A 20,823-nucleotide genomic window follows, 5' to 3' on the forward strand; every position below is an offset into this window, starting at 1 on the left:
GTGCGGGTGCGCGAGCGCCGGGGCCGACGCCCGGGAGGCGGGTCGATGGAAGTGGGGGTCACCATCTCGTCCCTCTCTGCCGAAAGTTTCGGACTGATTTCCGAATTTCGCGGCAGACCCTAGGGACAGCACTCCCCGGCGTCAACAGGTGGCACAGCCCACTGACGGGCAGGAGCCGGCCCTCACCCGCGCTCGGCGTGGCCGGCGAGGAACCGGTCGAGTGCCGCCGTCAGTTCGGCCGGCTTCTCCACCGGCAGTTCGTGGCCGGCGTCCAGGACGCGGATCACCGCGTCCGGGTAGGCCTTGGCCATCCTCAGCATCTGGGCGAGGGGCAGCTGGATGTCGTGGTAGCCGTGCACCATCAGGGTGGGCGCCTGTATCTCGCCGACCCTGTCCAGCACGTCGAAGGCACGCATGGCGCCGTAGAGCGTCATGACGACCTCGCGGGGCGTGTCGGCGGAGGCGCGGACGTACTCGCGGATCTCCTCGCGCGGGTAGCCGGGGGCGAAGGCGCGCTGGATGTTGGCGGCGACGAACAGCTTGAACGGGGCGAGCGTCGAGGCGGCCATCAGCAGGGCGCGACCCCGGTTGTAGGCCATCCTGCCGATGGAGTTCACGAGCACCATGCGCTCCACACGCTCCGGGTGCGCGAGGGCGATGGTCTGGGCGATCATCCCGCCCATGGAGTGGCCGATGATCACGAACCGCTCGATCTCCAGGTGATCGAGGAGGGCGAGGACGTCCTCGGCCAGATCCTCGACCCTGCGCGCTCCCGCCCCGCTGCTCTCCCCGTGTCCGCGCAGGTCCAGCCGGACGACGCGCCGCTTCTCGGCGAAGTGGGCCATCTGGTGGTCCCAGCGGTGCCGGTTCGCCGTCCAGCCGTGGACGAACACCAGGGGCACACCCTCGCCGTCGCGGGGGCCCTCGTCGTCGTACGTCAGCTTCGCGCCGTCGACATCGAGCTGCGGCATGGGTGGCCTCCTGGAGTGCGATCTCTGGTTACTGACCGGTACGGTAACCGGCCGCACGGGGTGCCGTCACCGGCGTTCTCCCAGGAAGTCGAGGATGTGCCCGAACACGTCGAGGGCCGCTCCCCTGCCCAGGAACGTGTCCAGGTGGCCGTAGCCCGGGATCTCGGTGTACCTGACGTCCAGTTGGGGCTGCCGGTGGGCGAGGACGTCGCGGCAGAGCCGTTGGGAGTCGAGCCACAGGCCGTTCTCGCTGCCCGCCAGGAGCAGAACGGGGGCGTCGATGCGGGCCGCCGCGTCCAGGGCGTTCTGCGGGAGGGCCCGGTAGCGCCGGTCGGTGTCGTGCCAGCGGACGACGGTGCGGGCCAGCTCGATGCGGCGCAGGTGCGGCAGGATCCACAGCGGGGCGGGGCCGAGGAGTTCGGCGAGCCGGTTGTGGGTCGTCTCGGTCAGATGCTCGTGGACGAAGAGCGAGGCGCCGGTTCCCCAGGCCGAGTTGTGCAGGATCTGGCAGGTGGGGTCCGGGCAGGTCGCCCCCCGGGAGGCCAGGGCGAACAGCGGGGTGTACTTCGACCAGAGGCCGACCTTGCGGAAGTCGACGGGGATGTGGTCGATGCGGGACTTCAGCAGTTCCCCGGCCAGGGACATCCGCAGGGAGGTGCGGCCCGCGAGCTTCGGGGTGAGGAACACGCCCTGGGAGACCACGCCCGCGAGGCCGGGCACCAGGCCCGCCGTCATGCTCAGGGAGAGGGTGAGGGAGCCGATGCAGTGGGCGACGGCGAAGAGCGGTCGGTCGCCGATGCGGGTGCGGATGTGGGCGACGGCCTCGGGGATGTCGTAGAGGGCGACGTCGTCGTAGGTGTAGCGGCGGCCCGTCTCGTTGTACGGCAGCCGGCAGCTGCCCCGCCAGTCGAGCAACCAGGGCTCGTAGCCCTCGGCCAGGAGGGCGTCGACCAGGTTGCGGGTCTCGGGCAGCAGGAACATGTCGGCCGAGGCGGTGTGTCCGTGCAGGAGCAGGACGGCCGGGCGGTCGTGGGCGGGGGCGCGCTCGCCCGTGCCGACGCGGGTCAGGCCGAGTCGTACGCCGTCTGTCGTGCGGAACGGGATCTCCTCGACCGTCGCCGGGTCGAGGCGGTGGCGCAGGGGGCGCGGGGTCGCGGTGGTTCTGACCTTGCGCAGCGCCGGCCGGGCGGTCCTGGGGTTCGTCGTCCGGAAGATCATCGGTGGTGCTCCGTGGGGGTCTGGGTGCGACGCAGGTCGAGCAGGTCCGCGGCGGCGCGGGCGAAGGGTCCGAGCAGGCCGCGGCCCATCTCCAGACCGAACCAGGCGAGCCAGGTCAGCTTGGCGGCACGCTTCTCCTGGCTGGTCAGGCGTGGGTCGACCATGATGCCGTCGATCTGGTCGCGAACGTAGGAATCCGCGGGCACGACGACCTCGCCCGCCAGGCTCGCCGGTTCGCCCTCGCGGCCGAGTTCCACGGTCAGGGCGCGGGTCTGCCGCCAGACGTCGCGGCGGGCACGGGCGTACTTGTGGCCCTCCAGCCACCAGCGGCCGCCGTCCTTGTCGGTCAACTCCAGCCGGTAGCGCAGGAGTTGGTGGCGCAGGCCGTGCCGGTGCGGGATGCCCTCCTCGGGGCGGATCCAGACGTCGCCGCGTGCCACGGTCAACGGCTCGGGGTGCAGGGCCGGGCAGGTGACCTCGCCGCGGACGTCGACGCGGCGGTCCGTCACGAGCTGGTGCATGCTCGCGATGGACAGGGTGAGGGACATCGCGCAGGGTGTGCCGGGGGTGGCTCCGACGGGGCCGACGCTGCCCTCGGTGGTCTCGGAGAACCACAGGTAGGGCTGGTCGTCCTTCTGCGGGAGGCGGGCGAGGCCGTCGTGGGCGAGGCGTTCGAACGTCTTCAGCTGGGCCCGGGCGTCGTAGCGGGCGGCGGGCGGCAGGCCGAGGGCGTCGACGAGTGCGGTGGTGCGGTCGGCCGAGGCGGCCGGGCCCTTCAGGGTCGCCTCGCACAGCTTCAGGGCACTGGGGCTCTGCAACACGCGGGCGAGGAAGGCCAGTTCGGGTATCGGCTCGGCCTGGAGGCGGGCCAGGGCGTCGGTGCGCCACTCGTCCCAGTCGTGGACGCGGACGTGCATGCCGCCCAGGGCCATGTCCCCCACGACGTCGTCGAGCGTGTTGGGAACACCGGTGAGGTTGTGGTCGAAGCCCCAGGCGTCGGGTTCGCAGACAGCGGCGACCGCGACCCGGCTGACCCAGTCGACCGGGGCGGCGTTGAGGTACCGGAAGGCGGGAACGGTGCGGAAGCGGCCGAAGGCCGAGATGAGGCCGCTGCTCAGGTCCTGGGGGTTGTAGGCGCCGGTCCTGGTGTGACCGCCGATGCCGCCCGGCCGCAGGGCGGTCACCACCAGGCCGTGGTCGCGGGCGCGGCGCAGGGCGACCTCCGCGGCCCATTTGGTCTGGTCGTAGCCGGCGATCAGCCGGTCGATGTGGGCGAGGGGGTCGTCCTCGCCCATGGAGGGGATGCCGACCTCGTTGAAGACGGCGATGGACGAGATGTGGTGCAGCGGCTTGGGGCGGCCGGTCGCGGCCAGTTCGGCCAGAGTGAGGGCACCGAGGACGTTGCTGGTGCGCAGGGACTGGTAGCCGCGCAGGAAGTCCACGGCGGCCGCGACGCCGACGACGCTGTCCAGTTCGTGGGCGAGGCTGTTCCAGAGGTCGTCGGACAGGCCCAGGTGAGGGTGGCGGATGTCGCCGGGGAGCACGGTGACGCGGCGGCGGACCTCCGCCGACCAGGGCAGCGCGTAGCTCTTGAGCGCCTCGCCGAGCCGGGTCGTGGCCGCCTCCTCGTCGGCGGCGCGGACCAGGCAGTAGACGTGGGCGTCGCTGTGCCGCAGCAGGTCCAGCAGCATATGGCTGCCGAGGAAGCCGGTGGCGCCGGTCAGCAGGACGCGGCGGGGCGGCAGGGGCTCGGGCGAGGCGACGAAGGGGAGACGGTCGGCGAGGGCCAGGTCGGCGAGGATCTGGGTGAGGTCCTCGGGGCGGGCCGCCGCGTGCGCGGGGGCGTCGGGGCCGGGGGTGACCGGAGTGCGGAGGACCGGGGTGTCGAGGACGGGGACGGGGACGGTGGGCGCGCCAGAGGTGACCGTCGCCGGTACGACCGCTGCCGCTCCCGTGCTCTTCAGCGCACGCCTGGCCAGACTGACCGGCCTGGCGTCGGCGAACACCTCGTCCAGGTCGATCTCCATGCCCAGCTCGTCCTCCAGCACCGCCACGAGTTCCACCGCGCCCACGGAGCTGCCGCCCGCGTCGAAGAAGTCGGCGTCCGGTGCGAGGTGTCCCGAGGGAAGGTGACGGCCCGCCCGGTCGGCGATCGCGGCGGCCAGTGCGTCGACGTCATGGGGTGGCGCGGCCTCGGTGGCCGGCGCTGTGCCGGTCGGGGCCGGGGTGGCCGGGAGCCCGGCGGACGGGTGCGCCGTCGGCCCAGGAGCACACGCGGCCATGTCGGCGTCAGTAGCGTCGTCGGTCTCCGCGTCCGCCGCTCCTGCCGCCGCCACCTTGGCCAGCAACTCGCTCACGCCGAGCCCGACTCCGCCCCGCTCGATCGCCTCCGCGGTCGCCCGCACGGCGGCGTGCGCCGACGTGTCCTCGTTCACCTCACGCATGAGAGCCCCCCATGATGTCGCTCGTCCTTTCGTCGCTGCGGGCGGTCACTGCTGCCGCCAGGAGCGGAACTTCCGCAGCTGCTCCGGCGTGACCACGGTCTCCAGCCGGTCGTCGTCCTGATCCCCGCCGCCCAGTGCCGACAGCAGACGGCGGGCCGGGGTGTTGCGCGCGGTGCGTTCCGCGGTCAGGCGGACCTTCGCGCAGCCCAGTTCCTCGGCTCGCTCGGCCAGCCATCGCAGCAGGCGTTCCTCGACGCCCCGGCCGAGGGCTCGGCAGCTCATCAGCCAGTTCAGGACGTCGAGCCGGTCGCCCTCGCGACGCAGGGCGAGGAGGCCGATCTGGCCGTAGTCGCCGAAGCGGTCGCGAGCCGTCGCGGTCCAGATCTCGCCGTGCTCCCGCCACCGGGCGACGTCGCCGCCGTCGGCCGATCGTGCGCGGAGGGTGAACTGGTTGGTGCGGCGCACGAGTTGCTCCGCACGCGGCACATCGTCATCGGACAGTGCCCGCACGTCGACCAGCAGTTCCAGCTGCTCCAGGAACTCCTCGAAACCGGCCTGTTCCCGGGCGGTGTCGCGTGCGCGCTCCTGCTCGTAGAACCGCGCCCGGAGCCCGTCCTCAGCGGTCGCCGCCGCCGGCACCAGCGGCCACAAGCGGCCCAGGAACTGCGGTAGTTCGGCCACCGGCGGGCAGGTCACCGACAGCACCTGCGGCAGCGCGGCGCGCGTCTTGGCGATCTCGGCCGGGTTGTCGTCGAGGAACAGGAAGCTGTCCAGGCCCAGGCCGAGCGTGCGGGCCGCGTCCGCCAGGCGGGCCGGCTTCGGGCCCCAGGCCGCGGAGAGCACGCTGAAGTGCTCGGCCTTCAGCGGGCTGTCCGGGCGGTCCAGTACGGCGCGGACGGTGTCCTCGTCGTTGTTGCTGACCAGCACCAGCAGCGCGCCCGCCGCCCGCCATCGCAGCAACCTGCGGGCGAGCAGGGCCCGCGGACCGCTCAGGTCCACGGCGTCGGGACCGATCTCTCCGGCCACGCCGCCCCACAGGGTCTCGTCGCCGTCGACGGCGATCACCTTCGGCGCCGGGCGCCGTACGGCCCGGACGACCTCGGCGAGGCGCAGGGCCACGGCCGCCTGGAAGGGCGCGGTGAAGGGGAGGTGGGCCAGGCGTTCGGTGCGCTCGTCGAAGCGTTCCCCGACCGGGTGGTGACGGGTCCAGTCGTCGGGGCCGAGCACGGCGATGCCGGGCGCCTCGGCCAGTTCGGCGGCCGTCTCCCGCTCCCACCGGACCAGGCGGTCCTCGCCGCGCGCCGAGGGCAGGAAGCCGACGATCAGCGGCTTGCGGGTGCGCTCGGCCACCGCGCGCAGTGCTGCCGGGTAGGCGTTGCGCAGTTCGGCCAGCAGCGCGTCGTCGACCGGACCGAAACGTTGCAGGTCCGCGGCGCGCAGCAGGACGACGCCCGCTGTCGTGGCCGGGTCGGCGAACACCCCGGACGGGTCGCGCAGGCTCGCCAGGACGTGGTGGTAGGGCGCCTCCGCCACGGTCGTCACGCTGCCGTCCCCCACCGCCTCGGTGATCACCGTCGCGCACATCAGGGGCAGGTTGCCGAGGGCGAAGGTGGCGGCGAGGGCGAGCGTGCCGGAGGGAGCCGGCAGGGGCGGGCCCGCGGCCGTCTCCGCGAGCAGCCGCAGCAGTTCCTCCCCGAGCGCGGCGACCGTCTCCGCGTCCAGGATGTCGAGGTTGTGATCGAGGCGGATCCGGCCCGCGTCCGGGGTCAGGGTGATCATCAGGTCGAGGTCGGAGTAGCCCGTCCCCGCCGGCAGCACCTCAAGCGCGCTCAACCCGCCCGCGGCCCGCACGTAGTTGAAGTACACCTCCACCAGGGGCGCGTCGGCCCGGTGGAGCCCCTGCCCGGCCAGCACCGGCAGCACGTCGGAGAACATGGCCCCCTTGGTCAGGACCCGCTGCAGCCGCCCGTCGGTGCGGCGCAGCACCTCCTCGATCCGCTCCCCCGCCCTCGCCTCGGCGGGGAAGGGCACCGGCACGCCGAAGAAGCCCACCGCGTCGTAGGCGTCGGCGTGGATGCGTGTGTCCACGGGCACGGCGATGACGAAACGTTCACGCTCGCGCTTCCTTGCCAGCAGGACGGTCAGGGTGCCGAGGCAGAAGGCGGCCGGTGTCACGGCCAGCCGGCTCGCGGCCGTCGCGATCCGGTCCATGAGCCCGTCGGGGATCGGCACCGTGACGCTGCCGGCCCGGTACGAGCGGGTTTCCGGGCGCGGTCGGCTCAGGGTCAGATCGAGCCGTGCGCTGCCCTCGAACGCCTTGTGCCAGTCGCCCGTGTCGGTGCTCCCGGCGGTGTGCTCGTCCGTGCTCTGGGCCTCGATCAGGAGACGGATGTCGCGGTTGGTGACGGTGTCGCCGAGCGCGCCGCCGGTCAGCTCCGCGTCGATCTCGGCGGCCACGAGCAGCAGCGACTGGAGGTCACTGACGGCGTGGTGGGCGCCGTACACCAGGATCTGGCCACGCTCCCCGCGGTCCAGCAGCTCGAAACGCCACAGCGGCGCGGCCGCCAGGTCGAACGGCGCTTCCAGCAGCTCGCGCAGCCGGTCGGCGGCCGCGAAGGCGGTGTCGTCCGGCACGACCGTCCACCGCAGCGGCGGTTCCGGCAGTTCGCGCTCCACCCGCAGTCGCCGCCCGCCCTCGGTGGCGGTGACGACGGCGGTGCGCAGGGCCGCGTGCCGTGCGGTGAGGCGGGTGAGGATGCCGGTGAGGGTCTCGCGGGTGGTCGGTGTGGTCAGGCGTACGGCCAGGCCGACGGCGTGGGCCGCGTCGGGCATGCCGGGCCGGGCGCTGCGCAGCAGGCGTACGACATCGCGGGTCACGGGGTGCAGTTCGGTCGCCGGTACCTCGGCCACGTGCTGCGGTTCGTCGGGTGCCGTGGTGTCCCGTGCGGGAAGAGCGGTGCTCAGGGCCTGGGCGAGGCCACGGATGTCGGCGGCCGAGAAGACCGTGGCGGCGGGGAGCTCGACGCCGAGTTCGCGGGCGAAGGCGTTGCGCAGCCGCACGAGCATGAGGGAGTCGAGGCCGAGTTCCTTCAGGGCGGTGGTCGCGGAGACCTGGACCGCCCCGCCGGAGACCTCGCCGACCCGGGCGCGGACGTACGCCTCCAGCCGCATGACCCGCTCGGTGCCGGTCGTCGCCGCGAACACCTTCTCGACGAGGTCGTCGGTGCCCGGCGCACCGGTGGTGACAGTGACCATGTCGGCCAGGATCGGGCGGCCGCGGGCCGCGTCGGCGTCGAGGGCCAGCAGCTCCCAGTCGAGGGCCATGGGGGCGAGCTGGCGGCGGGCGGTGCCCAGTACGCGTTCGAGGAGCTCGCCGCCGTCCTGCGCGGAGAAGGCGACCAGTCCGGAGCGGCCCGTCTGCGCCTCGCGGACGCCTGACTCCGCCACCATGCCCACGCCCGACCAGGCGCCCCAGTCCAGGCTCAGGGCGCGACGGTCCGCGTGGGAGAGGTGATGGGCCCAGGCGTCGAGGAAGGCGTTCGCCGCCGAGTACGGGCTCTGCCCGGCCGAGCCGAGCAGTCCGGCCGCCGAGGCGAACAGCACGAAGTCCTGTGCGTCCGGGGTGAGTTCGGTGAGCAGGGCGGTCCCCAGGACCTTCGGGGCGAGGACACGCAGCACCCGCTCGTCGGTCAGGTTGCCGATCGTGGCGTCGTCCAGGACACCGGCCGCGTGGACGACCCCGGTGATCGGGCCGAGGGCGTGGCGTACGGCGTCCAGGGCGGCGGTCAGGCCGGTCCGGTCGGCGACGTCGGCGTGCGCCAGGTGCACGCTCACCCCGCGCTCTTCGAGCCCGTGGATCCAGCCCAGGGCGTCCGCGGTGGGTGCGCTCCGGCTCATCAGGGCCAGCCGGCGGGCGCCCCGGCGGACCAGCCGCTCGGCGACGACGCGCCCCAGGCCACCCAGGCCGCCCGTGATCAGGTACACCCCGTCCGGGGTGGTGGCGCCGTGCCCGGCGTCGTCCGAGCGGGTGCGGGCCAGGCGGGGTACCAGTCGTCCGGCCCCGCGGAGCGCGACGAGCCGTTCGTCGTCGGCGTGCCGCAGCTGGGTCCACAGAGCATCGGCGCCGTCCGTGGGCGGGAGGTCTACGAGGGTGGTCCTCAGCTCGGGGTGCTCCTGCGCCACGGCGAGGCCGAAGCCCCAGGCGAGCGCCTGCTGAGGATGTGTCACCTGCGCGCTGTCACCGGCGGCCTGGCTGCCGCGTACGACGACGAAGAGACGGGGCGCCGGTGCCTGGGCCCGTTCGGCGATGGCGCGCACCAGGTGCAGGGTGCTCAGGCAGCACAGCCGGGCCGCTTCCTCGGCCGTACGGGCGTTCTCGACGGCGGGAGCGTCGAGTGCGGACAGCTGGACGACGCGCTCCGGGGGTTCGTTCGCGAATGCCTCGTCGAGGAGGCGGGCCAGGTGCCGGGGATCGGACGGGTCGAGGACGTAGTGGCCGGGGTCCTCGGCGGTGAACTCCGCTCCTCTGCGGGCGATCACATGGGGCACCGAGGTGCCCAGCCGCTCGACGAGTTCGCGGGCCGTGCCCGACTCGTCGGCCAGGATCAGCCACCTTCCCGGTGCGGGCGGCTCGTCGGCGAGCGGCCGGGACTGCCAGCGGGTCTCGAACAGGGCGCCGTCCAGCGGGGAGAGTGCGGCCAGCTCGAACTCGTCGGCCTCCAGGATCAGTCGGTCCCTCTCGTCGTACAGCCGAAGGTCCACGGTCGCGGTGTCGCCGGACACGGACCGCAGCTCGCACGTCACCCACACGGGGGTGGTGCGCACTCCGGTGTGACGCAGTCGTCCGACCCCGGCGGGCACGAAGGCCCGCCCCTGCGGCGCGTCGCCGGGCAGGGCGGCCGTGTGGAAGGCGGCGTCCAGGACGGCCGGGTGGAGCAGATGACCGGCGGCGGGCCTGTCGGCGAGTCGGGCCAGGGCGGTGGAGTGGGTACGGTGGCCCGACTCCAGGCCCCGGAAGGCGGGCCCGTATTCGATGCCGAGGGCGGCGAGAGCGGCATAGACGGCCGGCAGGTCGGCCGGCTCGGTGCAGCGCTCGCGCAGCGCGGCGAGCGGCTCGCCCGGGTCGGCGGCGGGTTCGGCGGGCGCGACGGCGATGCGTCCGTCGACGTGGCGTTCCCAGCTCGCGCGCTGTCCGCCGCCGCCGGGCGCCGAGGCGATGGTGAAGTGCCGGAAGCCGTCGGCGGCGGGGCGCAGGACCAGTTGGAGCCGGGTCGGCCGGGACGCGTCGAGGCGCAGTGGCTGGAGGAACCTGACGTCGCAGAGCCGTACGTCCCCGCTTTCCCGTACGGCGGCCGCGGCCTCCAGCGCCATGTCGAGGAAGGCGGCACCGGGCAGCCACACCTCGCCGGTGACGCGGTGGTCGGTCAGATAGGCGAAGCGGCTGTCGCGCAGGTCCACCTCGCCCTGGAAGAGGTGCCGGCCGGCCTCGTCGCTGGCCTCGACGTGCGTGTCCAGGAGCGGTGAGGCGCCGGTCGCGGTGGCCGGGGCGGGTGCGAGCCAGTGGCGTTCGCGGGCGAAGGCGTAGGTCGGGAGGTCGACGCGCCGGCCGGCCGGGAACAGGGTCGGCCAGTCGGGCGTGTGGCCGGCCGTGTACAACTCCCCCAGCCTGCGCAGCAGGACGTCCCGCCCGCCGCGCTGCCGGCCCAGCGAGCCGACGCTCACCGCGTCGATTCCGGCCTGGGCCGCCACCGCCTCGACGGACGAGCCGAGCGAGGGGTGTGGGCTGAGCTCGACGAAGTAGCGGTATCCGTCGGCCAGCATGCGGGTGATCGTGTCCGCGAAGCGGACGGGCTCGCTGAGGTTGGCGTACCAGTAGGCGGGGTCCAGGCGCTCGCCCGGTACGGGTTCCGCCAGCACCGTCGAGTACAGCGGGGTCGTGGGGTGCCCGGCGGGCCGGATGCCGGAGAGGCTGTCGAGCAGGGCGTCGCGCAGCGGGGCCATCAGCGGGGTGTGCGAGGCGAACGGCGTCGACAGCGACCGGGCCCGGATGCCCTGCTCGTCGAGGCTGCGGCGCAGCTCGGCCAGCGCGTCGCCGTCGCCGGAGACGGCCGTGGAGTGCGGGCTGTTCACGGCGGCGAGGAACAGGCGTCCGGCATAGGGGGCGAGCAGTTCCTCGACCCGCGGGCGCGGCAGGTCCAGGGACAGCATGCCGCCCTTGCCCGCGACCGGTACGACCGCCTGGGCGCGCCCGGTCACCACGGCCACGGCGTCGTCCAGCGTGAGCGCGCCCGCGCTGTACGCGGCGGCGATCTCCCCCAGGCTGTGCCCGGTCACGCCGTCCGGGGTGACGCCGAGCGAGCGCCAGGCGGCGGTCAGTGCCGCGTTCACCGCGAACAGCGTCGGCTGGAGGTACTCGGTCCGCTCCAGCGGGGAGAACTCCTCGGGCGCTCGCAGCGCGTTGAGCACGGACCACCCGGCGTGCCGCCGCACGGCCTCGTCGATCCGCGTCAGCTCCTCGCGGAACGCCTCCGACTCTGCCAGCAGGTCGAGCCCCATGCCGGGCCACTGACCGCCGTGGCCGGCGTAGACGAAGGCGACCTTGCCCGTCTGTTCCTCCCGCGGCGGGGGAAGCGGGATCCGTCCGGCCGCGAACTCGCCCAGCACAGAACGCAGTTCGTCCGGGTCCCCGGCCACGACCGCCGTGCGCCACTCGAAGTGGCTGCGGTGGTGTGCCAGGGCGTGGGCGACGTCCGGCAGCGCGGCGGAGTCGTCGGCGAGGTGACGTGCCAGAGCACCGGCCTGTCCGCGCAGGCCCGCCTCGCTGCGGCCGGACAGGAGGAACAGGGGCGTCCCGGTGGGAAGCCCGGCTGACTCGGACTCGGCCCGCGATCCGGCCTCCTCCACGATCACATGCGCGTTCGTGCCGCTGATCCCGAAGGCGCTCACGCCCGCCCGCCGGATCCGCTCCCGCGACGCGGGCCAGGCGGTCGCCTCCCGCAGCAGGTGCAGCCCGCTGTCCGCCCAGTCGACGTGACGGCTGGGCGTGTCGGCGTGCAGGGTGCGCGGCAGGCTCTCGTTGTGCAGCGACTGCACCACCTTGATCAGGCCGAGCACCCCCGAAGCCGCCTGCGCGTGCCCGACGTTGGACTTCAGCGAGCCCAGGTACAGCGGGCGGCCCTCGGGGCGTGAGTCGCCGAAGACCTCCGCGAGGGCGTTCGCCTCGATCGGGTCGCCCAGCGTCGTGCCCGTGCCGTGCGCCTCGATGTGGTCGATGTCGGCGGGCCGGAGTCCGGACTGTTCCAGCGCCCGCCGGATCACCCGTTCCTGCGCGGGGCCGTTCGGCGCGGACAGGCCCTGGCTGCGACCGTCCTGGTTGACGGCGGTACCGCGCAGCACGGCCAGGACCCGGTCACCGCCGCGCCGGGCGTCGCTCAGGCGTTTCAGTACGACCATGCCGGCACCCTCGGCCCAGATCGCACCGTCGGCGCCGTCGGAGAAGGAGCGGCAGCGGCCCGTCGGGGAGAGGCCGCGCAGCCTGCTGAACTCGACGAAGGTCTGCGGCGTGACCATCAGGGTGACTCCGCCGGCGAGCGCCAGATCGCATTCGCCCGCGCGCAGCGCCTGCGCCGCCAGATGCACCGCCACCAGCGACGACGAGCACGCGGTGTCCACGGTCAGCGCGGGGCCGTTCAGCCCGAGCGTGTACGCGAGGCGTCCGGAGGCCACGCTCAGCGCGGAACCCGTGCCGACGTAGCCGTCCAGTTGATCGAGCCGGGTGCCGGACAGGTAGTCGCTGCCGAACATCCCGACGTACACGCCGGTGGTGCTGCCCGCCAGGTCGGCGGGCACGATTCCGGCACGCTCCAGCGACTCCCAGGCCGTCTCCAGCAGCAGCCGCTGCTGCGGGTCCATGGCCGCCGCCTCCTTCGGGGTGATGCCGAAGAATCCGGCGTCGAAGGACTCGATGTCGTCGAGGAACCCGCCTTCGCGGGCGTACGACTTGCCGAGCGCGTCCGGGTCGGGATCGTAGAGCGACTCCACGTCCCACCGTCCCGCCGGGAACGGTCCGACCGCGTCCCGCCCCTCCGCCACCAGGTGCCACAGTCCCTCCGGGTCGACCACGCCGCCGGGCAGCCGGCAGGCCATGGCGACGAGGGCCACCGGTTCGTCCGACGAAGGCGTGGACGCCGACACGGACGCGGACACGGACGCGACTTCACGGCTCGTAGCGCGTGTCGTCGCCAGGGCGCCGGTCAGCAGGTACTCGGTGAGGCGGGTGGGTGTGGGGTGGTCGAAGAGAAGGGTGGCGGGGAGTTTGGCGCCGATGCGGGCGCTGATGCGGTTGCGCAGATCGACCGCCGTCACCGAGTCCATGCCCAGGTCACGGAGCGGCTGGTCGGGGCGGACGGAATCCGCCGAGCGCAGGCCGAGGGCGTGGGCGGCCTCCTCGCGGACGAGCGCGAGGACGCGTGCGGCGCGTTCGGGCTCCGGCAGCCGGGCCAGGCGGTCGGCCGGCGTGGGGCTGTCCGACCCGGCGCGGTGGGGTGCGGGGAGCAGGGAGCGCCACAGTGCCCCGGTCGGCGCGGCGGCCTTGAGCCGGGGCAGGTCCAGCGCCCAGGCGACCAGGTGCGGGGCCTCGCGGCGCAGGGCCAGCTCGGTCAGCTCGCGGCCCTGGCCGGGGGTGAGGGCGCGGTGGCCGAGGCGAGCCATCCGCTCCAGGTCGGCATGCTCGGCGGCGAGTCCCCCACCCGCCCACGCGCCGAAGGAGACCGAGACCGCCGGCAGGCCCAACGCCCTTCGGTGATAGGCGAGTTGGTCGAGGAGGACGTTGGCGGCCGCATAGTTGGCCTGGCCCGCGTTGCCGACGACTCCCGCCGCCGAGGAGACCAGGAGGAAGAGGTCGAGCGGCGCCTCGGCGGTGAGCCGGTGCAGATGGGCGGCGCCGTCGACCTTCGGGCGCAGCACCTGTGCGAGGCGATCGGAGGTCAGCTCGGCCACCACGCCGTCGGCGAGGACCCCGGCACAGTGGACGACGCCCCGCAGGGGTGACTCGTCCCCGATACGGCCCAGGAGTCCGGCCACGGCGGCGGCGTCCGCGACGTCGCACGCGGCGATCTCCACGTCGGCGCCGAGGGCGGCCAGTTCCGCGACGACGTCCGCCGCACCGGGGTCACCGGCTCCCTGGCGGGACGTCAACAGCAGCCGCGGGACGCCGTTCTCGGCGAGCAGGCGGGCGATGCCGCGGCCTACCGCGCCGAGACCTCCGGTGATCAGCACGGTGCCGTCGGTGGGGATCGGGGCGGGCCGTCCGGGAGGCGCGGGGCGCGCCCGCACGAGGCGCGGCGCGAGCAACTCATCGGTGCGAAGGGCGAGTTCCGGCTCGTCGGCGTGGGCAGCGGCGCAGAGCAGCGGCGCCTCGTCGCCGTCGAGGTCGAGCAGGGTCAGCCCGAGGTCGGGGTGTTCCGCACGAGCGCTGCGGGCCAGACCCCACAGCACCGACCGCGCGACGTCGGGAACCCTGTCCCCGTCGGTTGCCGAGATCGCCCCCCGCGTCACCCAGATGGTGCGCGCGGGTGCCTCGTCCGGCGGGAGAGCGATCAGCGCCTGGAGCTCGGCCAGGGCCTTGGCCGCCACCTCATGCGCTGCTCCGGCGAGTTGGGCGTCGGGCGTGGTGCGGGGCCAGACGCGTACGACGGTGTCGGCGCCCTCGTCGGTGACCTGGACGCCCGCCGTGCGCAGGTCGCGCAGGGCCGTCGCGACGGCCGGGTCCGACCGGTCGCCCCGGACGGCCCACACTGTGCCGGGCGCCTCGGCCTGCCGCTCCGGTACGGCCGTCCACGCCACCTCGTACAGGTGGCGGCCGTTCTCCGAGCCGTCGTTCAGATCGGCCGGGTTCACGGCCCGCAGGCGTACGCCCTCCAGTCGGCCTGCCGGGAAGCCGTCGGCGTCCCACAGGGTGACGTCCAGGGTGAGGTCCGGCGTGTGGTCCGGCGTGGGGTCGGTCCCGGCGCCGCCTGTCCGGCGTACGGACACCGTCAGGTCCGTCGCGCCGCCGGGCGGCAGGACGCAGCGGGCCATCGCCACGGGCAGCATGACCCGCCGGCCGGAGCTCTCGAGGGCGGCGGCCACATGGAGGGCGGCGTCGAGGAGCGCCGGGTGCACCGGGTAGGGGTCGGCCGCGTCGCGGGCCACGGGTGGGAGTGCCAGGCGTGCCAGGAGGGTCCCGTCGCCGGTCGCGGCGGCCTGTCGTACGCCCTGGAAGGCCGGGCCGTAGCCGAGGCCGAGCTCGGTCAGTCGTGCGTAGGTGTCCTCGGCCCAGGCCGGTTCGGCCGTCTCGGGCCACGTCGGTGGTTCGCCGGCCGGCGCGGCAGCCGGTTCGGCCGCGGACGCGGTGGCGTGCAGGATCCAGTCCGTGGGTTCCTGGCCGCGAGGACGGCTGTGGATCGTGATCTCCGGCACGGCCCCGGCGGTGACCACTTCCACGGACACCTCGACCGTGCCGGTGCCCGGCAGGGTGAGGGGTGCGAGGAGGAGCAGGTCGCAGACGTCGGCCGGGGTGTCCGGGCGGGCCACGGCGAGGGCGGCGCGGCAGAGTTCGAGCAGGGTGGTGCCCGAGACCACGGTCCGTCCGAAGACGGTGTGGTCGGGCAGCCAGTCGGCGGTGGCCGGGGACCACTCGTCGCGGAAGGTCCAGCGGGTCCGGTCCGCCGACTGGAGCTGGATGCCGAGCAACGGGTGCGCGGCGCGGTCGAAGAGGCCGGGCGGGCCGGCGCAGGCGGCGGGCTCGATCCAGTGGCGCTGTGCGTCCCAGGCGTACGTCGGCAGGTCCGCCGGGGTGGTGCGCGGGACCGGGCGGTGCCAGTCGATCCGCCGTCCGTGGACGTGGAGTTCCGCGGTGGCACGGTCCAGACAGGCGGGCCCGTCCTCGTCGCGGCGCAGTGATCCGACCGCGACCAGGCGTTCGTCGATGGTGTGCAGGGCGGTGAGGAGCGAGGGGTGCGGGCTGAGTTCGACGAAGTAGCGGTAGCCGTCGGCGGCCATGCGCTCGACGGTGGACGCGAAGCGGACGGGTTCGCGGAGGTTGGTGTACCAGTAGTCGGCTTCGAGTTCGTCGGTGACCGGCTCGGCCGTGACCGTGGAGTACCAGGCGACGGACGTGGGGCAGGTGGTGACTCCGTCGAGTTCTTCGAGGATCGTGGTGCGGACCGGCTCGACCCGGTCGCTGTGGGAGGCGTAGTCGACGTCGAGGCGGCGGACGAAGATCTGCTGCCGTTCGAGGTCGGTGAGCAGGGCCTGCACGGCGTCCGCGGCCCCGGCGATCACCGTGGAGCGGCCGCTGTTGACGGCGGCGACGGCGATCTCGCAGCCGTGGGCGGCGAGTCGGGCCTCGACCTCGGTGTGCGGCAGGGCGACGACGGCCATCGTGCCGGTGCCGGACAGTTCGGTCAGGGCCTGGCTGCGCAGGGCGACCACCGCCGCGGCGTCGTTGAGGCTGAGCGCTCCGGCGACGCAGGCGGCGGCGACCTCGCCCTGGCTGTGTCCGACGACCGCGTCCGGCCGTACGCCGCGGGCACGCCACACGGCGGCCAGCGACACCATCACGGCGAACAGGACCGGCTGGACGACGTCGACCCGGTCCAGCGCCGGGGCGCCCTCGTCGCCGCGCAGAACGGACGGCACCGACCAGCCGGTGAAGGGGCGCAGGGCTGCGTCGCAGCGGTCGAGTTCGTCGGCGAACACGGGGTCGCGGTCGAGCAGGTCGCGGGCCATGCCGCCCCACTGGGCGCCCTGCCCGGGGAACACGAACGCCAGCTTTCCCGCGGTGAGTGCCGATGAGGGGCCCGCGGTCAGCTCGGGGGCCGGGCGGCCGTCGGTGAGGGCCCGCAGGGCGGTGAGCAGTTCCTCGCGGTCGCTCGCCCGGACGACGGCCCGGTGCTCGAAGTGGGTGCGGTGGTGGGCCAGGGTGGCGGCGACGGCGGGGAGCGGCAACTCCGGCTGGTGCTCCAGGGTTTCCAGGAGCCGGCCCGCCTGTGCCCGCAGTGCCGGCCGGGTGCGGGCGGCGAGCGGGAAGAGGCCGGCGCCGGGGAGGTCGGCGGGCGCCTGTCCCGTCTGTTCCGCGGGCGCTTCCTCCAGCACCACATGGGCGTTCGTGCCGCTGATGCCGAACGCGCTCACCCCGGCGCGCCGCACCCGCTCGGGGTTGCGTGGCCAGGTCCGGGGTTCGCCGATCAGACGCAGACCGCTGTGCGGCCAGTCGATGTGCCCGGTCGGGGTCCCGGTGTGCAGGGACGCCGGCATGCGCTCGTGATGGAGGGCCAGCACGGTCTTGATGACCCCGGCGATGCCCGCGGCGGCCTGGGTGTGTCCGATGTTGGACTTGAGGGAGCCGACGCCGAGAGGGTGGTCGGCCGGACGGCCGGGTCCGAAGACCGAGGCCAGCGCGCCTGCCTCGATGGGGTCGCCCAGCGGGGTGCCGGTGCCGTGTGCCTCGATGTGGTCCAGGTCGTGCGGCTGGAGACCGGCCGCGTCGAGCGCGGCCCGCAGCACCCGTTCCTGGGCGGGTCCGTTGGGGGCGCTGAGGCCCTGACTGCGGCCGTCCTGGTTGATCGCCGACCCCTTGACGACGGCGAGGATCCGGTCGCCGTCGCGGCGCGCGTCCGTGAGCCGCTTGAGCAGCACCACGCCACAGCCCTCGGCCCACACCACGCCGTCCGCGTCCGCCGAGAACGGGCTGCACCGCCCGGACGGTGACAGCCCGCGCAGCCGGCTGAACTCGACGTGCCCCCGCGGGGTCACCAGCAGCGTCGCACCGCCGGCCAGCGCGAGGTCGCACTCGCCGCCCGCCAGGGCGCGCGCCGCCAGATGCAGGGCGACCAGGGAGGACGAGCAGGCCGTGTCGACGGTGACCGCGGGCCCCTGGAGGCCGAGCGTGTAGGCGATACGCCCGGACGCCACGCTGGACGCCGAGCCGGTGCCGACATGCCCGTCGAGCTGGTCCAGGGCGGCCGAGGCCAGATAGCCGCTGTCGTACAGACCGACATAGACGCCCGTGGAGCTGCCGTTCAGTGTGTCCGGGACGATTCCGGCGCGTTCGACGGCCTCCCAGCTGGTCTGCAGGAGCAGCCGCTGCTGGGGGTCCATGGCGGCGGCCTCGCGCGGCGAGATCCCGAAGAAGGACGCGTCGAAGCGGTCGATGCCGACAAGGTAGCCGCCGCGCAGGGAGTACGCCTTGCCGGTGGCGTCCGGGTCCGGGTCGTGCAGCCCTCGGGTGTCCCAACGCCCCGCCGGTGCCTCGGTGATGGCGTCCTCACCGGCGGCCAGGAGCCGCCAGAGGGCCTCGGGGTGGTCGGCGCCGCCGGGGAGTCGACAGGCCATGGAGATGATCGCGATGTCGTCGTCGGCGCGCGCGGGCGTGCCGTTCGAGGGCGGAACGGCTGCCGGGGTGGTGCGCGTGGGCGTCTCGTCGAACACCGCCTGCGCCAGGGCCGCGATGGTGGGGTGGTTGAAGATCAGTGAGGGGTCCAGGGGCCGGCCGGTCGACGCGGACAGGTCGGCGGCCAGCGTCACCAACTGCCTTGAGCTCAGTCCGAGTTCGGCGAGTGGCCGGTTCGGGTCGACGGCCGGCGGGTCGAGCCCGGCCGCCTCCGCGACGGCCGACTCCAGCCAGGCCCGCACGCCCTGCGGTGTGGTGAGCGACGGCTCGGAGAACTGCTTCGGGGACTCGTGCGCAGGCATCTAGACAGGTGTCCTCGTGGATTCGGGCAGGGGCGGCGGTGGCCGTCCGGCGGGCGGGGCTCGCTCGGGTGGTACGGCCGACGGGGCCTACGAGTGGTGCGGCGGATCCGTCGGCGTACGACGGCCGACCGGGCGGTGTCAGCTCAGGGCGGGCGCGGCGACCGCGGCGAGGGTGCCGTCCAGGTAGGCCGCCCGGGTGGCGTGGCGCTGGATCTTGCCGCTGGACGTCTTGGGGATGGAGCCCGGCTCGACCAGGACGACGTCACGCACCGACAGGCCGTGGTCCTCGCCGATCCGGCTGCGGACGACGTCGATGATCTTCTCGGCCTCGGGCGCCGCGTCGGGGGCGATCTCGGCGACGACGACGGCCTGTTCGCCGTCGGCTGCCCCGGCTCCGCCGTCGACGGAGAACGCGGCGGTGCAGCCGGGGCGCAGGGCCGGGTGGGCCATCTCGGCGGTCAGTTCCAGGTCCTGCGGGTAGTGGTTGCGTCCGTCGATGACGATGAGGTCCTTGAGGCGCCCGGTGACGAAGAGTTCGCCGTCGCGCAGGAATCCGAGGTCGCCGGTGCGCAGGAAGCGGCCGTCGTGGCCGGTCAGGGTGGCGCGGAAGGTCTCGCGGGTGGCGAGGGCGTTGCGCCAGTAGCCCTTGGCGACGCTCGCGCCGCGCACCCAGATCTCGCCGACCTCGCCCTCGGGCAGTTCCTCGCGCCGCTGGGGATCGGCGATGACGAGGGTGACGTGGGGACCGGGGCGGCCGCAGCTGACGGCCGCGGCATCGCTCTGGCCTGCGTGCGGGCCGGTTTCGGAGGGCTGGAGGAGGGTGGGCGGGGTGTGGACCGTGCTGCCGGTGACCATCAGGGTGGACTCGGCCAGGCCGTAGCAGGGGTGGTGTGCCGCACTGCGGAAGCCGGCCGGGGCGAAGGTCTCGGTGAAGTGCCGGAGGGTCGCGGCCCGGACCGGTTCGGCGCCGTTGACGGCGACCTTCCAGCTGCTGAGGTCGAGGCCGTCGAGAAGCGCGGGGCCGGCGTGCTTGAGGCAGAGTTCGTACGCGAAGTTGGGGCCGCCGCTGGTGTGCGGGCGATAGCGGCTGATCGCGGTCAGCCAGCGCTGGGGCTGCTGAAGGAAGTGCAGCGGGGAGAAGAGGGTGGCGGTCACACCGAGGTAGACCGTGTTGAGGACGGGACCTATGAGGCCCATGTCGTGGTACACGGGCAGCCAGCTGACGAACATCTCATGGCCGTACTCCTCGATGATGTCCGGCGTGTGCCCCATGGAGTCGGTGAGGATCCGCTCGTTGTCCAGCAGGTTTCCGTGGGTGACCATCACGCCGCGCGGTGCGGCGGTGGAGCCGGAGGTGTACTGGAGGAAGGCGACCGAGTCGGCGGTGAGGTCGGGCTCGCGCCAGGCGGCGGCCGCCTCGTCTGCCATGTCCTCGGTGGCGAGGCAGGTGATGTCGGCGAGTTCGGGCAGGTGCTCGGCCATGCCGGACAGGGCCGTGATGACCTCGCGGCTGCCCAGGATCACCTTGGCGTCGGCGTCGGCGATGAGCCGCCTCATCCGGGTCAGGGCGCGGTGGTTCTGCGCGCGGCCCTGCGGCGGGACGCCCGGTACGGCGACGACACCGGCCGCGAGGCAGCCCAGGTAGCCGCAGACGAACTCAAGGCCCGGCGGGTACAGCAGCATGGCCCGGGCACCGGTGAGGCCGCGCTCCTGGAGGTGGGCGGCGATGGCACGGGAACGGTCGGCGAGGCGGCCGTACGAGATCTCCTGGATCTCGCCGTCGCAGTCGCCGGTGGCGAGGTAGCGGTAGGCGGTTCGGTCGGGGTGGTGGGCGGCGTGCTGGGTCAGCAGATCGACCAGGGATCGAACCATGTTGCGAGTCTCACCTGTCTGGATCGGTGGGCGAGGAACTGGAGTTCGAGGGGCGCGCCATGGGTGCGCGCGGACACCTCGGTCGGCCCGGCCCCCTTGCCGGACCTTCCGTCTCTACGACTCGTCGAGGAGCGGCGACGCTGATCCGCCCACCCCTCGCGTCCCCCGTGCGGCATTGCTACCGGCGAGTAGCACCATAGCAACTCCGTTCGGTCCGACGGGCCGAACGGAGGTAAACCCTACGGGCCCCAAGGCGGTTCGCGAAGTGAAGTATGCCGCAGCCGGTCCGAAGCCGCCCCTGAACAGCCGAAAGCCCGGACACCGGGGGCTTCCCCGATGTCCGGGCCGTACGGGTGACCGCTCGGTCAGCCGCCGTTCAGCCGCCTGCGCAGCAGCGTCTTGCCCAGCTCGGCGCCCTTGCGGCTGTCCGCCTGCGCCTTGCGGAACAGATCGGCCACCTCGCTGTCCTTGCCGCGCCACCGGGGACAGACATGCACCCCAACGTCCGTATCTTGTACGGCAATTCAGACTGTCTGCACAGAAGTGAGCAGAGCCCGGACAGTTTCAAAATGAAGTATCGATCG

6 protein-coding genes are annotated in these 20,823 nt (G+C 73.7%); all 6 read right to left on the minus strand.

Annotated elements, in window-relative coordinates; genetic code table 11:
- Window positions 1-182: 182 nt before the first annotated feature.
- Window positions 183-971 (minus strand): alpha/beta fold hydrolase, encoded by a 789-nt coding sequence (locus tag ACFU95_RS26365; RefSeq protein WP_383831994.1) that lies wholly within the window; start codon window positions 969-971, stop codon window positions 183-185.
- Between the two features lie 66 nt (window positions 972-1,037).
- Window positions 1,038-2,189 carry an alpha/beta hydrolase gene (locus tag ACFU95_RS26370; protein WP_383831996.1) on the minus strand — a complete coding sequence of 384 codons (1,152 nt, stop codon included), beginning with the start codon at window positions 2,187-2,189 and terminating at the stop codon, window positions 1,038-1,040.
- Complete coding sequence (locus tag ACFU95_RS26375) at window positions 2,186-4,633, minus strand: thioester reductase domain-containing protein (protein ID WP_383831998.1); 2,448 nt, start codon at window positions 4,631-4,633, stop codon at window positions 2,186-2,188. The genes ACFU95_RS26370 and ACFU95_RS26375 overlap by 4 nt, the downstream gene beginning before the upstream one ends.
- Before the next feature lie 45 nt (window positions 4,634-4,678).
- On the minus strand, window positions 4,679-18,367 hold the full coding sequence (locus ACFU95_RS26380; RefSeq protein ID WP_383832000.1) for an SDR family NAD(P)-dependent oxidoreductase: 13,689 nt from the start codon (window positions 18,365-18,367) through the stop codon (window positions 4,679-4,681).
- 138 nt (window positions 18,368-18,505) lie between these two features.
- Complete coding sequence (locus tag ACFU95_RS26385; protein ID WP_383832002.1) at window positions 18,506-20,239, minus strand: fatty acyl-AMP ligase; 1,734 nt, start codon at window positions 20,237-20,239, stop codon at window positions 18,506-18,508.
- A 365-nt stretch (window positions 20,240-20,604) separates the two neighbouring features.
- Entirely contained in the window at window positions 20,605-20,736 is a 132-nt protein-coding gene (locus ACFU95_RS26390) for a hypothetical protein (protein WP_383832129.1), read from the minus strand.
- Between the last annotated feature and the right edge of the window lie 87 nt (window positions 20,737-20,823).

Source organism: Streptomyces sp. NPDC057623 (genome assembly GCF_042800355.1).
In the GTDB taxonomy this organism is placed as follows: Bacteria; Actinomycetota; Actinomycetes; order Streptomycetales; family Streptomycetaceae; genus Streptomyces.